Source organism: Shinella sp. (assembly GCF_035998705.1).
Classification (GTDB): domain Bacteria; phylum Pseudomonadota; class Alphaproteobacteria; order Rhizobiales; family Rhizobiaceae; genus Shinella.
The window spans coordinates 136,479-151,580 of record NZ_DASYHH010000011.1; the positions used below are offsets into that span (position 1 = coordinate 136,479).

Annotated in this window: 15 protein-coding genes; 4 read left to right on the forward strand and 11 right to left on the reverse strand. The window is 57.2% G+C overall.

Annotated features, from left to right (window positions below):
* The first annotated feature begins 43 nt into the window (after positions 1-43).
* Both VGN93_RS09740 and VGN93_RS09745 read left to right on the forward strand, forming a co-directional pair.
* Positions 44-997, forward strand: a complete 954-nt coding sequence (locus VGN93_RS09740; protein ID WP_327507339.1) for a LysR family transcriptional regulator — start codon at positions 44-46, stop codon at positions 995-997.
* A 205-nt stretch (positions 998-1,202) separates the two neighbouring features.
* Positions 1,203-2,228, forward strand: a complete 1,026-nt coding sequence (locus VGN93_RS09745) for a LacI family DNA-binding transcriptional regulator (RefSeq protein WP_327507340.1) — start codon at positions 1,203-1,205, stop codon at positions 2,226-2,228.
* Between the two features lie 37 nt (positions 2,229-2,265).
* On the opposite strand, the gene VGN93_RS09750 is transcribed toward VGN93_RS09745, so the two are convergent.
* Positions 2,266-3,198 (reverse strand): 3-keto-5-aminohexanoate cleavage protein, encoded by a 933-nt coding sequence (locus tag VGN93_RS09750; RefSeq protein ID WP_327507341.1) that lies wholly within the window; start codon positions 3,196-3,198, stop codon positions 2,266-2,268.
* Between the two features lie 365 nt (positions 3,199-3,563).
* Here VGN93_RS09750 and VGN93_RS09755 point away from each other — a divergent pair, with 365 nt between their 5' ends.
* Entirely contained in the window at positions 3,564-4,232 is a 669-nt protein-coding gene (locus VGN93_RS09755; RefSeq protein WP_327507342.1) for a GntR family transcriptional regulator, read from the forward strand.
* 62 nt (positions 4,233-4,294) lie between these two features.
* On the opposite strand, the gene VGN93_RS09760 is transcribed toward VGN93_RS09755, so the two are convergent.
* From VGN93_RS09760 to VGN93_RS09775, 4 genes are all read right to left on the reverse strand, one after another.
* Entirely contained in the window at positions 4,295-5,338 is a 1,044-nt protein-coding gene (locus VGN93_RS09760; protein ID WP_327507343.1) for an ABC transporter ATP-binding protein, read from the reverse strand.
* 107 nt (positions 5,339-5,445) lie between these two features.
* The gene (locus tag VGN93_RS09765) at positions 5,446-5,772 is read right to left on the reverse strand and encodes a hypothetical protein (RefSeq protein ID WP_327507344.1); all 327 of its coding nucleotides are present in this window, start codon (positions 5,770-5,772) and stop codon (positions 5,446-5,448) included.
* Between the two features lie 196 nt (positions 5,773-5,968).
* Positions 5,969-6,808: an ABC transporter substrate-binding protein gene (locus VGN93_RS09770; protein ID WP_327507345.1), complete on the reverse strand. Its 840-nt coding sequence runs from the start codon at positions 6,806-6,808 to the stop codon at positions 5,969-5,971.
* The gene (locus VGN93_RS09775) at positions 6,723-7,571 is read right to left on the reverse strand and encodes a gamma-glutamyl-gamma-aminobutyrate hydrolase family protein (RefSeq protein ID WP_327507346.1); all 849 of its coding nucleotides are present in this window, start codon (positions 7,569-7,571) and stop codon (positions 6,723-6,725) included. The genes VGN93_RS09770 and VGN93_RS09775 overlap by 86 nt, the downstream gene beginning before the upstream one ends.
* A gap of 46 nt (positions 7,572-7,617) precedes the next feature.
* Here VGN93_RS09775 and VGN93_RS09780 point away from each other — a divergent pair, with 46 nt between their 5' ends.
* Complete coding sequence (locus VGN93_RS09780; RefSeq protein ID WP_327507347.1) at positions 7,618-8,337, forward strand: FadR/GntR family transcriptional regulator; 720 nt, start codon at positions 7,618-7,620, stop codon at positions 8,335-8,337.
* An 84-nt stretch (positions 8,338-8,421) separates the two neighbouring features.
* Here the strand turns inward: VGN93_RS09780 and VGN93_RS09785 are convergent, their stop codons facing one another.
* From VGN93_RS09785 to VGN93_RS09810, 6 genes are read right to left on the reverse strand one after another with little or no spacing between them, the layout of a single operon-like run.
* The gene (locus VGN93_RS09785; protein WP_327507348.1) at positions 8,422-10,209 is read right to left on the reverse strand and encodes a gamma-glutamyltransferase family protein; all 1,788 of its coding nucleotides are present in this window, start codon (positions 10,207-10,209) and stop codon (positions 8,422-8,424) included.
* Between the two features lie 49 nt (positions 10,210-10,258).
* The gene (locus VGN93_RS09790; RefSeq protein WP_327507349.1) at positions 10,259-11,089 is read right to left on the reverse strand and encodes an ABC transporter ATP-binding protein; all 831 of its coding nucleotides are present in this window, start codon (positions 11,087-11,089) and stop codon (positions 10,259-10,261) included.
* 20 nt (positions 11,090-11,109) lie between these two features.
* Positions 11,110-11,880, reverse strand: a complete 771-nt coding sequence (locus VGN93_RS09795) for an ABC transporter permease (protein WP_327507350.1) — start codon at positions 11,878-11,880, stop codon at positions 11,110-11,112.
* Positions 11,877-12,665: an ABC transporter permease gene (locus VGN93_RS09800; protein ID WP_327507351.1), complete on the reverse strand. Its 789-nt coding sequence runs from the start codon at positions 12,663-12,665 to the stop codon at positions 11,877-11,879. Before VGN93_RS09800 ends, VGN93_RS09795 begins: the two co-directional genes overlap by 4 nt.
* Positions 12,665-13,744 (reverse strand): ABC transporter substrate-binding protein, encoded by a 1,080-nt coding sequence (locus VGN93_RS09805; protein WP_327507352.1) that lies wholly within the window; start codon positions 13,742-13,744, stop codon positions 12,665-12,667. Before VGN93_RS09805 ends, VGN93_RS09800 begins: the two co-directional genes overlap by 1 nt.
* Before the next feature lie 36 nt (positions 13,745-13,780).
* Complete coding sequence (locus VGN93_RS09810) at positions 13,781-14,575, reverse strand: nitrilase-related carbon-nitrogen hydrolase (RefSeq protein WP_327507353.1); 795 nt, start codon at positions 14,573-14,575, stop codon at positions 13,781-13,783.
* Positions 14,576-15,102 lie beyond the last annotated feature (527 nt).

Below are 15,102 nucleotides of genomic sequence, written 5' to 3' on the forward strand. Positions count from 1 at the left end.
TAAAATACAAAATATGATGCTGATTGATGCATGGAATAGATGAATGAACCTGACCCTACGCCAGCTTCGCTATCTCGCGCTTGTCGCGGAGACGGGATCCATATCGGCTGCGGCGCGCGCCTGCCGCATCGCGCAATCGTCCATTCTGGCGGCGATGGGCCAGGCGGAAGGCGAGATGGGCTCGCGGCTCTTCGACCGGCGCCCATCCAAGGGCGTCACGCTCACACCGGCTGGCGAGCGTTTCATCGCGTCAGCCCGGCGCCTGCTCGCCGCCGAAGCAGAATTTGAGCGCACGATGGACAAGTTCACATCCGGGATGCCGCCGGTCCTGAAGATCGGCTGTTTCGAGCCCTTCGGCGCCCTGTTCATGCCGGAGCTCCTGCATCGGTTCGTCACGGGGTACGACACGGAAATCCAACTTTTCGAGGGCGAGCAGCCGCAGCTCCTAGACTGGCTTGAAACGAACATGGTCGATGCGATCGTGGCCTACGACATCGGCCCCGGCCTTCCCTCGGATGCCGTAACCCTCGCCCATGTGCCGGCGCATGCCCTGCTTCATGTCGACGATCCCCTCGCCCAGAAGGAATGCCTCAACCTTGCAGAACTGGTGACGCGTCCCCTGGTGCTGCTCGACCTGCCGCAGACCTCCGGATATCTCGTGACGCTTTTCGATCTCGCAGGCCAGAGACCGCAGATCTCGTTTCGCACGCGCGGCTACGACACCGTTCGCGCGGCCGTGGCCTCGGGATTTGGCATGTCGATCCTCAACATGCGCCCCATCGGGCTTGGAAGCCCCGATAGCGACCGGCTCGTACGCCGGCCCCTGATCGAAATCCTGCCGACGCCACGCCTGGTGATCGCGGATCGATACGGAGGCGCAAAGCCGGTCTTCCTCCGCCGCTTTACCGAGCTGGCCCGTAATTTCTTTGCGGAAATCGGCCCCGAACGCTACGCCGTCGCTCTGCCTGAACGATATCCCAGCCTCGTGGCGAGTTGATTTGTCTTGAAGGAGGCTTGTGCTGAAGCGATGGATGTCTCGAAGTCCTTTGCCGGTCTGCGGCATCGACCCGGCCATGCAAAAGTCCGTTCGACGACCCCCAGACAGCGGCGCAAACCTGATAGAGATTTAAGCCTGACCGTCGGATTGCTTGGCCGCTGGAAATTACATACGGGTACCAATCGATCAGGCATGGAAGCGAGCGATGAACCAAGACGAGCGAGCGCCGAAACGAAAACAGCTAAGCGGACCGACACAGCGTGACGTTGCGAAGCTCGCAAACGTATCCCAGGCCGCTGTGTCGCGAGTAATGGCCAACAACGGCTATGTCGCGTACGATGTTAGGCGCCGCATCGAACAGGCCGCGGATCAGCTAGGCTACCGGCCTGATCAACTCGCCAGGGGGCTTATCACGGGCCAATCCAACATAATAGCGGTTGTCATGGCCGACTTTGCAAACCCGTTTTACCCCACCGTTCTCGACGCACTCACCGCCGCTATCCAAGATCAGGGGCGTCAGATTTTGCTGTTCAATGCCGGCCATGATCAGACGGTTGATGACCTTATCCCTTCCGTCTTGCAATACAAGGTTGCGGGCATTGTGGTGACCACCGCGGTCCTTTCGTCGAACGCGGCGGAGATGTGCCTGGCGAGTGGCGTGCCTGTCGTCTTGATGAATCGATATTCTAGCACTGGAACCACGAACATCGTCAGTTGTGACAATCATGTCGGTGGGAAGCAAGCCGCGGAAACGCTGATCGCTGCGGGGTGCAAAAATCTCGCCTATATCGGTGGGCGGCAAGATTCCTCGACGAATGCCGATCGACGGCGGGGTTTTTTGGAGGTGGCTAACGTTTCTTGTCTGAACGATATCCCTGTCCTGGAGCGAGCATTTCACTACAATTGGGGAGCTCAGGCCGTCCATCAGCTAATGGCATCTCGTCCCGATATTGACGGTATTTTCTGTGGAGACGATGCCGTCGCGTTTGGAGTGCTCGACCAGCTTCGTTTTACTCTTGGAAAACGTGTTCCAGAAGATGTCTCAGTTGTTGGTTTCGATGATGTGCCTAGCGCGGCCTGGTCAGCCTACAATCTCACGACTATTCGCCAACCCTTGCATCTTTTGGTGCAAAAAACGATCGCACTCATGGATTCAGAGTCTAAGGCCGATCCAGCCGTTCATTTCATTCCCGGTGAACTCATTCTGCGCGGTACGGTTAGATCTCGTTAGTTACCCACATACAGCCGGGTGGAGGAACGACTAGGGGTCAAAAATTGACCCGGTCGCCCCCCTTCAGCGCGAGCATCTCGCGCGCTTCCATCGGGGTGGCTACCTCAAGTCCCAGACCTTCGATGATCTGCCGCGCGGAACACACCTGCTGCGCATTGGTTTCGGCCAGGCGGCCCCGTCCAGCCCAGAGGTTGTCTTCCAAACCAACGCGGACGTTCCCACCCATCGCAGCCGCCATCGCGGCGATGTTCAACTGGTTGCGCCCCGCGCCCAGCACCGACCACCGATAATTCTCGCCGAACAGCCGGTCTGCAGTGCGTTTCATATGCATTACGTCGTCAGGATGCGGGCCGATTCCGCCCATCAGCCCGAAAACCGTCTGAATGAACAAAGGCCCCGCCACCAGATCCCGGTCGAAGAAATATTTAAGATTATAGAGATGAGAGGTATCATAGCACTCGAACTCGAATTTCGTACCACCCGCGCCGAGCGTCGTCATCATATGTTCCACATCGCCGAACGTATTGCGGAAGACGATGTCCTTGTTGCCGAGATAATCCCGCTCCCACTGATGCTTCAGCGCCGCTTCATAGCGATTTAACATCGGAAACAGTCCGAAGTTCATGGTACCCATATTCAGGGAGGCAAGCTCGGGCTGATAGTGCTGCGCAGGCCGCATGCGTTCGGCGACCGACATGGTGGGAGCGCCACCGGTGGTGATGTTCAACACCGCCTTTGTCTGTTGCTTGATAACGCTGAGGATCGGTGCGAACGCCTCCGGCGATTGATCGGGGCGGCCATCCTCTCCATTGCGGGCATGGAGATGGATGACCGCAGCACCGGCCTCAGCAGCGCCAAGCGCAGCATCGACGATCTCCTGCGCCGAAACTGGCAGATACGGCGACATGGATGGGGTGTGGATCGCGCCGGTTACGGCGCAAGTAATGACGACTTTTCCCTTGAGGTCCATTCTTCTGTCCTTTGTTGGCATACGGGACGCCTTGCTCCCTCGGTTCTTGGAAAAAGAGGCGGTGCCGGGAGGATGCAAGGCGCCGTCGGCCCACAATCGCCAGTTGGGGGTCAATGTATTATATGTGATCACACATAATGTTTTATCGCAAGGGGCTTGCGGTGTGATGGTCGCTTTTTTATGATGATCCAAATTTTCGGAGTGTTGGATGAGCCCGCAGTCTGCCTGACGCTTCACGCATGCAACCACCGATCTTTTCGAGGTCTGACAGGGTGAAGCCGATAGGGCTAGCACCATGCAATCAGTCTTCCCTGTAACCGGGTCATTCAAATGACCCTAGCGCTGAAGTCCAGTGAGGTTTTCGAATGAACGACGCGGGTCCGAAGTTATTTCAGCGGGTCGCCCATGAAACAATGAGTGGCCAGGTCTACGAGGAAATCCGTCGCGTCATTATGGGAGGACTTCTGGAGCCTGGATCGGTCGTCAGCATCCGCGGTCTGGCCGATCAGCTCGGAACAAGCATGATGCCTGTCCGTGATGCATTGCGTCGATTGCTGTCGGAGCGAATCCTTGAGATGGATGGACCGCGGCGGTTCCGGCTGAAGGCGCTGTCAAAGAGCGAATTTAAGGAAATTCTATCGCTCCGCGAAAGTCTGGAAGGGGCTCTGGTGGAGCAGGCCGTCGCGAAGATCAGTGCTGCCGACATAGAGAAACTCTCCGAACTTCAGGACGGCATGGAGCACAGCGTTGAAAGCATGGAGAGCTTCCTGAAACTCAATCAGGAGTTTCATTTCATTATATACGCCGCTGCGAACAGACCGGTAACACTTAATCTGATCGAGTCTCTCTGGCTTCAGGTGGGGCCCATGCTCAATTACTACATCGTGCGCAATGGGGGACAAATCGCGGTGCATCACCATCGCACGCTCATCGATGCGCTCCAGCGGCGTGACGCGTTTGATGCGCGTGCCGCGATTCTGGCCGACCTGCGCGATGCGGCAAAGGTGATCCTCGATGAGGCGGATGTCTGGTAGGACGGCAACGCCGTCTATCGTGTCAGGACCATTCAGATTGTCTCAGGGGCCAGCGCCCCGATTTAAACGAACCACGTTGCGGCCCGGTTCCAGGTCAACTTGACGTTTTCCCCCACGCTGCGTCGCTCGTGAGACGGGCCGACCGAAACGATCAATCCGATCTCGCTCTCGACGACATGCTTCGTCGTCTGGCCAAGGTAAATCGCGTCGCGAACCTGTCCCGTTGGACCGTGCCCATCGGGCGAACAAAGCCTCAGGTTCTCCGGGCGGATGATCATCGTGCAATGGACATCCTGATCCGGCCCGGGGGGAGGTCCGCAGGGAACCTCGAGGCCTTTCGCAAGCCGCATCGTCCAATCGCCACCCAGGTTCCGCACGGTGCCGGACAGGACGTTCGCCGTGCCGAGGAACCCGGCGACAAAGCTGTTGGCCGGCTTGAGATACACCTCCTCCGGGGTGCCAATCTGGCGTATTTCGCCCTGATCCAGAACCATCACTCGATCTGACATCGACAATGCCTCCTCCTGATCATGGGTCACCAGCACGGTGGTTATGCCAAGATTCCGCTGGAGATCGCGCAATTCAACTTGAACCTCTTCCCGCAGCTTGCGGTCGAGTGCTCCCAGCGGCTCGTCCAGCAGCAGGATATCCGGCTCGAAGACAAAGCCACGTGCGAGCGCGACGCGTTGTTGCTGGCCGCCCGACAATTGTGATGGCTTGCGATCCGAGAGATGCTCCAGACGCACGCTTTGCAGCGCCTTCGTCACGGCAGCCTGGATCTGGAGCGTCGCGTAATTCCTCACCTTGAGCGGGAAGGCTATATTCTGAAAAACCGTCATATGCGGAAAGAGCGCGTAACTCTGGAACACGAGCCCTACATTGCGCTCCCGACTGGGCAGGTGCGTCACATCTCGGGACCCGAAACTAATGATACCCTCACTGGGGGTCGTAAGGCCGGCGATCAATCCCAGAAGTGTGCTCTTCCCGGATCCGCTTGGCCCAAGGATCGTTACAAGCTCTCCCTGGGCGACTTTCAAGTCTACGTTGCGAACAGCGCAGAAGGTACCATAGAACTTCGAAATTCCGGATAGTGAGATCTCACTCAACGCGCGTTCCCCTTCGAACTACTTGCAGCGTTTTCTTACTGCCGGCCTCTGCGCGGCGGAGACGTCGGCCGATGGCGTTGCAGTTTCACACCTCTTGTTTTATGTGATCACATATGCCACACATCCGTGTCAACGACCGCCATAAACACGTTGACGAGAAAGGCCTGCGAGACGTCTTTCACACTCGCTATCATCAGAGTGGATTGGAGAAAGGTCTGCTGCACCGTCCCATTGTTCATGGTGACGATGGAAACGAGCGCAACGACGGTCAGGAGCGTTATTGCGAGACCGAATGTCACGTAGCTCTCTTGATGGGAGAGCTCCGAAGCGGCGCGTGCTTCAATTACGAGGCCTCGATTAAGCAATGCCTCGCTGCGACGCGAGGCATTGACCGCTGCGAGAGCATACCAAAGCACAACCAGTAGGGCAGACACGCAGATTCCAGCGAACACCCAGCAAAACCACAGGAGGCCAGGGTCCACAGCCTGCCGGAGGCATACGGCATTCACAGACAAGACCGCTATTGCCGTTGCAAGCGCAAACAGCGTCGATCCGATCGCCAGCTTATAACTCGGCTGCGGTGGCGAAAGCGCTGATACTGCTGCAGGAGATGGGGCTAGCGCCATGGCGTTATTTAACCTCCCAGAACGGGATGTCATCGGGGTTCCCGCCGAACATTGGAACCAGATAGGCCTTGGTAAGTTCAGCGAGCGATCCGTCGGCCTCAAGATCGGCGATGATCTCGTTGACCACCTGTATGTTTACCGAACCCTTCGGCATGACGATCCCGTTGGGTTGCTCTGCTTTGAATTGGGCTTGGACAGCGATGCGGCCGCCGGTTGTTTTCGCAGCAGCCAAAAGAAGGACCGTATCGGTAATCACGACGTCGACCTGACCGGCCGCCAGTGAGGTGAAGGCTTCCGGATTGCTCTGGAAAATGGCAGGTGGATTGTCCGCCTTGAGGGTGTTTATCACCCAGTCGGCCCCGGTGCTTCCTTGAATGACCCCTATCCGCTTCTGGCGGATGTTGTCCGACGTGACGTCCGCGCCCGGCTTGGATGCCACGCCCAGGTCCGAGTTGAAGTATGGTGCCGAGAAATCCATGGCCGCGCGGCGCTTTTCCGTGATCGTCACGCCCGCCATAGCGATATCGTAGCCCTTGGCCGCGCCGGTGATGAGCTGGTCCCAGGCCAGATTCTTGATCTCAAGCTGGCTAAAACCAGCGCGATGGGCGATCTGCGCGGCCAAGCAATATTCGTAACCGCTCGTGATTTCTGTCGGGGATGTTCCGTTCCACCACCCGGGATTCGGCAGCACTGTCGCAACGACAAGCGTGTCGTCTTTCAATGGCACAAATTCTGTTTTTACGGCTTCGCCTGTGACCTTACATTCGCCGAACGAATTGGCGAGTGCAAAATTTGTCCCCGCCAGCACGAGAAATGCGCTTGCTGCAAATGTCGTTATCTTCATGTCTTTCCCCTTTTGTTTCAAATTTGACAGTCTGTTCGAGATACCGAACGAACAGTCCGGTGAGCGCCGCAAACTGCTTCGGATCGGCGCCGGAATCCTCAGGGTGCCATTGCACACCGATGACGAGATTTTCATCCTGCAACTCCATTGCCTCGACTATTCCGTCGTCGGCAAAGGCAGTCGCTCGCAGGTTTTCACCCAAGGTTAGAACACTCTGGTGATGCGCCGATCTTATCGTGATCTGTCGTTCGGAAAATGCCGACGCCAAATAGCTGTCGGATAGAATTTCGACTTTATGTTCTACGAAGGCCGACCTGTCGGCGGGGATGTAATGCTTTTCGTCCGTGCCAACTTCTTGACACAGGCTGCCTCCAAGCGCGACGTTCAAAAGTTGCATGCCGCGGCAAATCGATAGGACCGGCATTCCCATCGCCACAGCCTCACGGATCAGCTCAAGCTCGAACTGGTCCCCCTTTTCATCCGATAGGGTGTATGTATTAGCATGTGGCAATTGGCCATAAAACATGGGATGGATGTCGTAGCCGCCCAGCACAAGCAACATATCGGCCTGCCTAAGAGCCGCCGTCGGAGTCAAGTTTTGATACAGTTTCGGAACAACTTTTGCCGTGATGCCCGCTGCAGCCAAACCGGTAACGGTATTTTCGACCAGTTGATCACGCAGGCCCTTAATGCCTGGATCGATTTCGTAGTCCAGTGATGAGCACGAGATCAATGCGCACCAGGATTCCTGCGTTGAAAGCATCTGAATTTCCTTGAATTCCAGATTACATATAACATATAGATGTTAGATGAAAAGTGATTTTTTGAACATTGTCAAGCCTTTGGGCAAGAGCGCGCCCGAGGCAATTTTCCAACGCCTGAGCGACGCAATCGCAACAGGAGAATTACGCCCTGGTGACCGCCTTCCAAGCGAAGCGAATCTCGCCGCTTCGCTTGGAGTGGCAGTGATGACCTTGCGGCGCGCACTTGAGCCCATGCGACAACTCGGCCTGATCGAAGCTCGGCGTGGTCGAGGCGGGGGAAACTTCGTTAGCGATCGCGCCGAAGAACATTTCGCTCGATTGGCACGCGAACTACACTTTTCTCGTCAGGAGGCGCGTGATCTGACGGACTGGCGACGCGCGGTGTCCGGAGAAGCATCGTACCTCGCGGCAGAGCGCGCTTCCGCGGCACAACTGAAAGAAATGGATTCGGCCTCGCTTCAGTTCGATCAGAATATCGCCGATGCGCAAGAGGCGCGTGCCGCCGATGCAAAATTTCATTTGAAGGTCTCGGAGGCCTCAGGATCGGCGCGTCTTTACAACGAAGAAGCTCAAATCCAGGTGGAAATCAGCAAGCTCCTGCTGCACGGCCCATTCAAAGGCGCTGCCCGCGCGACCGTTAGCGGGGCGCATACTTCGTTGCTGAAGGCGATCGTAGCTCGCGACGGCGACCTCGCACGCCGTGAATTGATTGTTCATGTGGAGGAAACCTTCAGTTGGATCGCTCCCTTGCTCGCAGCGAAGTGATCTGTCGAATCCTGGAGCATGTCTGGTTTCTTTGTTTTCGTTTGTCTCTCGGGAAAACCGATCCCCACTTTCCCCGACAAAACTCTAGCGGCCGACAGCGTAAGCCTGCATCAGACGAGGGCTCGCCGCGGCGCGCAGCAAACCGTCCGGGTCACGACTTGCCGCGGTCAGGCGACCAATGCTCCACGGTTCGGCCACCGTTAAGGAATGTCCTCGTCGCCTCAACTCTTCGAGCGTGGCGACGTCAAAATTGCCTTCAATTACGACCTCGCCAGGCGATCGTGTTCGTGGATAAAACGAAGCCGGAAAATGCGCACTGTGGAACAACGGCATGTCGATGGCCGATTGAAGATTTTTCTGATGATGGACGTAACGCAGGAAGAACGCCAACTGCCACTGATCTTGCTGATCACCTCCTGGCGTGCCGAAGGCCAGCGCAGGGCGTCCATTGTGGAGCGCGATGGACGGGGTCAGTGTTGTTCTCGGTCGCTTACCCGGCTCCAACGACGTCGGGAGCCCCGGCTTCAGCCAGAACATCTGGGCTCGTGAATTGAGGGAGAATCCCAGTTCCGGTATCACAGGCGAAGACTGTAGCCAGCCCCCGGACGGCGTGACGGACACCATGTTGCCCCAGCGGTCTATGACATCGAGATGCACCGTGTCGCCGGGTGTCCTGGAGAGATGAGCCATTGTCGGCTCGTAGACCGCGCCTGTACCGCTAAGTTCGTCCAGCATTGCCAGCGTCAGATCGACCTGCCGCTGATAGCCCGGCAGGACACCCGGTCGAAATTCGTACGATGCGTCGTCTGTTAGAAGCGTACGACGATCGTTGTTGTAGCGGTCCGACAGGAGCGTTTCCATCGGGACGTCGAAAAAATCCGGGTCACCGTAATAGATCTCACGATCGGCATAAGCGATCTTCATCGCCTCAACGACGCTATGCACGAAATCGGGGCCGCGCGGGTCCATTGCGCCAATGTTCAGGTTCTTGAGAAGGGCCAGGGATTGCAACATTACAGGCCCCTGCCCCCAGGACCTCGTTTTGGCGACCGTCCAATCCCTATAGTCATAGGTCTGAGGGTTCTCAACCGATGCCTGCCATCCTGCCATATCGTGGGCGGTCAGAACGCCGCGATGCGGGGAGCCGCTGTCATCCATGACTTCAGCAGACTTCAGATAAGCATCTATCCGTTCAGCGATAAATCCGCGGTAGAAAGCGTCGCGTGCAGCGTCGATCTGGCGCTCGCGGCCCCGCGCGGCCATCGCCTCGGAAACCACGCGCTTCCAGGTCCCTGCAAGAACCGGGTTACAGAAATTCGAATGCGCAGGAGGAACCGAACCACCCGGCAGCCAGGTATCATATGACGTCAGCCATTCTGTTCGAAAGAAATCAGCCAGTTCGCCAATGGCCTTTGAGGCGCATGGCAGGATGGGATGCCCATGTTCGGCATAATAAATCGCGGGCTCCAGAACGTCCCGAACGCTCATCGTGCCGTGCAGCAGTAGCATCAACATCCAGCCGTCGAACGCCCCTGGAATGACTGTCGCAAGCAGCCCGTTACCCGGAATCATATCAAGTCCGACAGACCTGTAATGCTGAATCGTTGCAGCTGCAGGTGCCGGCCCCTGGCCGCAAATGACGTCCAGCTTGCGCGACTTTGCCGAGTAGATGATGGCGGGCATGTCCCCGCCAGGACCACACAAATGTGGCTCCACGATCTGCAACGTGAAACCGGCGGCAACCGCCGCATCGAACGCATTGCCGCCGCGCTCGAGAATGGCCATCCCGACCGAAGACGCTATCCAGTGGGTCGAGCTCACGACACCGAACGTCCCGAGGATCTCAGGACGCGTTGTAAAATCTGTTGTCATCTCAGGTGTTCCCGATGGGAAAGGATGGCCGCCGCAGAAGCGGCTTGTCTTAAATATTCCCGATCTTCTGCGCGTTCCGTTGTGATTTCCTGATCAGGCTCAGTATGTGAGAGCGAAGCTCACCAAAACGGTGGCTTTCGCGTGTCGTCAACTGGTCACGCTCGACGCCAAGGTCGATCGAAACTATCTCCTGCACGGAGGCCGGATTCTTGGACAGGACCACGACCCGGTCAGATAGATACACGGACTCGTCAATATCGTGGGTAACCAGAATAACGGTCATAGCCCGCGAGCGTTGCAGCGACAGAGCTAGATCTTCCAGCTCCATCTTCGTCTGCGCATCGATGGAAGCGAACGGCTCGTCCATGATGAGCACCTCCGGTTCCGTTACCAAGGCCCGCGCGATTGCTACGCGCTGTTGCATACCGCCTGACAACTGCCAAGGATAGCGAGCCTCGGCCCCTGCCAGTCCAACGCTTGCCAAAGCTTCGCGACAACGCGTGGCAACATCGGCCGCTGAAAGTTTAAGGTTATAAAGCGCCAGCGCGACGTTTTTTTCTGCCGTCATCCAAGGCATCAGTGAACGGGTATACTCCTGGAAAACGACGGAGATTTTGGCGTTCGGGCCCGTCAGAACAGTACCGTCGAGCACGATTTGGCCGGATGTGGCCGGCATGAGCCCCGTCAGGCATCGCAGAAGCGTGGTCTTGCCTGCGCCCGAAGGTCCGACAAGACAAACAAATTCACCCTCATGCACCTCGAAGGAAATGTCCTTCAGGACTTCATGACCTGTCCCGACCGGACCGTATGTTTTGGAAAGATCGCGGATGAGCAGTCGCGATTTGGGTGGGCTAACAGACGCTTTGACGATGGCATTCAAGGTTTGCATCCTTCAATTTTTCACGAACGAGCCAGCGCTCGGGACTGGATATACCAGTGGAGCAATCGGTCGCGGATCACATTGGAAATCGCGTTCAGGAGAAATCCGAGGATCGCGAGCAGGATTATGCCTGCCCATACCCCTTCCGAATCGAAGGTTAGTTGCGCCTGCATCGTTATGAAACCGAGCCCCCTGTAGGCTGCGAGCATTTCACTGGCCACCATCAAGATGAACGCAACCTGCAGCCCCGTCTGTGCACCACCAACGATCGAAGGCGCGGCAGACGGGAGCCAAACAACGGTAAGCTCCTTCCACCACGGCAGTTTCAGGCTTCGGCTGACGTCGAGCAAAGCCGGGTCCGTCCGTTTGAGACCGTCGATCGTTGCAAGGGCGATCGGGAAGAACGTTCCCAGCGTAATAATCGCCAGTTTGGACGCGTCACCGATACCAAGTGCCAGCACGAACGGCGGGATCAGCATGATGATCGGGATCGAACGCGCGAAATCGAGTAGCGGGGAAAAAAGCAACCGCAGCAATGACACCCGCCCAAGCGCCAGCCCGCCGGCAAATCCGAGAACACAGGCCATCGCATACCCGGCCAGAAGGTTGCGTAGGCTTGGCAGCACGTCCGAAAAGACGCGATCGAAAAGCCAGAGTTCCTGAAACTTTCGAATGATCGTCCATGGTTTTGGAAAGAACGGGTTGGGGCTGACGGACGTCCATATCGCATAGACGGCAATCAACGCTATAGGAACCAAAGCCCCCAGTAATGTGCGCCGCAAGTTCATCATACAGGCTCCTCGATAGGACGGCGGCCACGCAGAACAGCCTGCTCGAGCGCGTTCAACCCCTGAGCGAAGAATGTGCCGATCACACCGCTCCAGAGGATGAGACCGAACGCGAGATCCGACTGCAACGCTTCCTGCGCAATCAAGATCCGGCGACCCAGCCCGGGCGCTCCACCGAGCAGTCCAGCCCCGATTGCCAGTAGCAGTGCAAACGTCGCGCCAATGCGGATGCCTGTGATAATGAAAGGCGCCGCACTCGGAAGCACAATCGAAGTCTGCACCTTGTGCCACGGCAGGTTCATCGACCGCGCAGTCTCAAGCATGACGGGATCCACATCGCGTATACCGATCTGCACCTGCAGGACTATGGGCCATATGGCACCGAAAGCTGCCAGAGCGACCCCAAAACTCCAAGTCGGGCCCAGCACCATGAGGAGCAGAGGCAGGATCACGATCGGCGGAAGTGGCCGCAGGAACTGGATCGTCGGGTCCAAAGCGGCGCGCATTGCCCTCGATACCGCCGTGGCCAATCCCACGGTCACCCCCAAAACGATGGCCAGTCCAAGACCTGTTAACGCCATGCCGAGGGTCTGGCCGATGGCGACCCAGAAATCCGGATCAAAAATGACCCGCAAGCCTTCGCCAACCGCGCCCGACATCGTGGGGATACCGGAAACCCCGGCCAAGGGTCCTGCAGTCGTCAACAGCTGCCAGAGCGCGAGCCAGATAAGGAATCCCGCAACACCACCGGCAAGCTTGCCGGTGGGCGTAAAGCCAAAGTGTCCCATTACTCATCTCGCGAGAGCGCTTGCGGGATCACAAGCTTGTTGATGGCGAGACTTCCTGTGACGAAGCCTTCCTCGGTCTGAATTTCGTAGAACCTTTGGAGCCCGGCGATGTCGATTGACGAGTAGAAATAGGGCACAACTGAATTGGCAAGCGTTGATGGATCGACTTTCTGTCTCTCGGCCGTCGTCTTGCGCAGAAGATCGGGGTCGGAGAGCGCAAGGGCCGCCGCTTCGCGTATGACGCAATTCATACGCGCGACTGTTTCGGGGTTGTTGGCGATGAAGGCGCCGGTTGAGACGATCGCGCTGGTCGGCCCTTCTTTCAAAGCTTCAACACCCGGCCACGAGATGATCTTGTATCCTGCGGCTTCGGCTGTCCGAATTTGTGGATCGATCGATAGGGCCGCATCGACTTGACCCGCCATCAAGGCATTTATCGAGTCTGTATAATTCATAACGACGTATTTGACCTTTTCGGGATCGCCGCCGTGCTTGCGAATGACGGCACGTGCCGTCAGATCGAACTGCCCCTTCCTGTCCGGAAGGGCGAGCACCTTGCCTTCAAGGTCACCGGGATTGTCGATACCGCTGCCTTCCGCAACGAGTATCGCTGTAATTTCTCGGGTGTAGCCGGCTTCGCCAGCCTGCATCTTGTCCCAATATCCCGGCGCCATACCGGCAAACGGCGCAACGAAAACGAGGTCGATGCCGCGCTCGGCAGCCTGGAAAACGTTGAACGTTCCGGTAAAGGCGAAATCAACCGCCCCGCCCTGCACCGCAGATATTGTCGGCGGCAGACTGCCCAACATCGTGAACTCGACCGATAGGCCGTGCTTGGCGAATATGCCAAGGTCGGCTGCCGCAAACATTGCCGCATTGCTGACGATTGGCAGGGCGGCAACACTGATCTTGGTCGTCGAGCCCGCGTCGGGCCGTGCGCAGCTGTAATCGACGGCCGCCATTGCCGCCTGGGCGTCGGTCATTGCTTGTTGTGCCCATACCCCGGTGGCGAGAGGCAGACTGAAAAATGCATAGCCCGTCAAGGCGATGACAAGTGATCTGGTCAGCTTGGCTGTCATGAAACTCCTCCTGGAGTGGCGGTGATTTGGTACAGGCTAAATGCGCACGACTCGAAAGCGCCGGCATGAAAGACTGGGGTTTTGTTGGCGAATTTGATCGACTTTCGCTTTCGAAATATCGACTGTTCGCGTTTCGGATTCTGCCCCAAGGCTCGCCAGCACGTTGCCTGATGGATCGACGATCATGCTCGTTCCGAAGGAGCCGGGCGCAGAGGAATTGGATGCGACGACATAGGCCGTGTTCTCAATGGCTCTCGCTTTTATCAGCGTCGTCCAGTGGTCGAGTTTCTGGGGACCCGTGGCCCAAAAAGACGGCAGAAGAATTACGTCGACGCCGACGTCGGCAAGCGCACGCGCACTCTCGGGAAAGCGCACATCGTAACAGGTGATAATGCCGAAGCACAATTCTGCGCAGTGGAAGACCACCGCGTCCGGATCCGGCGAGGGGCTGATGGTATCGGATTCCCTTAGTCCGAAACCTTCCATCAAATGAACCTTGCGATATTTCGCAATCTCATTACCCGCACCAGACGTAACGTAGATTGTATTGTACGCCTTCGTTCCATCGCCCGCTGCTTCATGCATGCCGACCGCGATGACAATGCCGAATGTCCTGGCGAAGGTATCGATGGTTCGGGTGAACTCGCCAGGGATTGTCTCGGCTGCGCGCAGTCCGGCCGCCGGATCCGCCATGTCGAACAACATGGCAAATTCCGGGAATATGATCAGTGAGGCTCCTTCTTTCGAGGCGGCCTCAACTGCCGAGCAAATCGATGCAATGTTTCTGGCTTTGTCAGGCGTAACTGTGATCTGGCCAATACTGATCTTCATGCCCGCATCCCATAATCAACTATCGTCAGCTGGTGCGGCGATCCATATTCACCACAGAGGCCAGACGTTTTCGTAGGCCCGCTGTACGCAAGGTGACGCCCGTGCCTTGTAAGATCAAGGCAATGCCTGAACCAATCCTAGTGTTGGTCCATGAGGCCAATGCTTCCTCTGAAGAAAAGGCGAGCCGGAGGGAAGGAGGCGTTCGGGCCGTCCTATGGGACGCTGGCGGCCGTACTGCGCGGCTGTCATCGCAATCGCTAGACATTTCAATGCTATAGGAGACAAGGGAGGGCCGCCGTCTGACTGGAAATTCACAATGTACCAATACGGCAATTGGCCCGGTCGGTTTATTGCCTGAAAGTTCTCAAGGCGCGTACATTACAGACCGTGGTTTATGCCGCGGTGTGCAGAGCGCTGTTTGTATGTCGGTTCATCGGGCATGTGCTTTTCCGTCGACGTAGGTTGCCTGTCCTTGGACAGGCGGGTGTCAGGGAGACGATATGGAACATGATTTGAACGTCGCGATC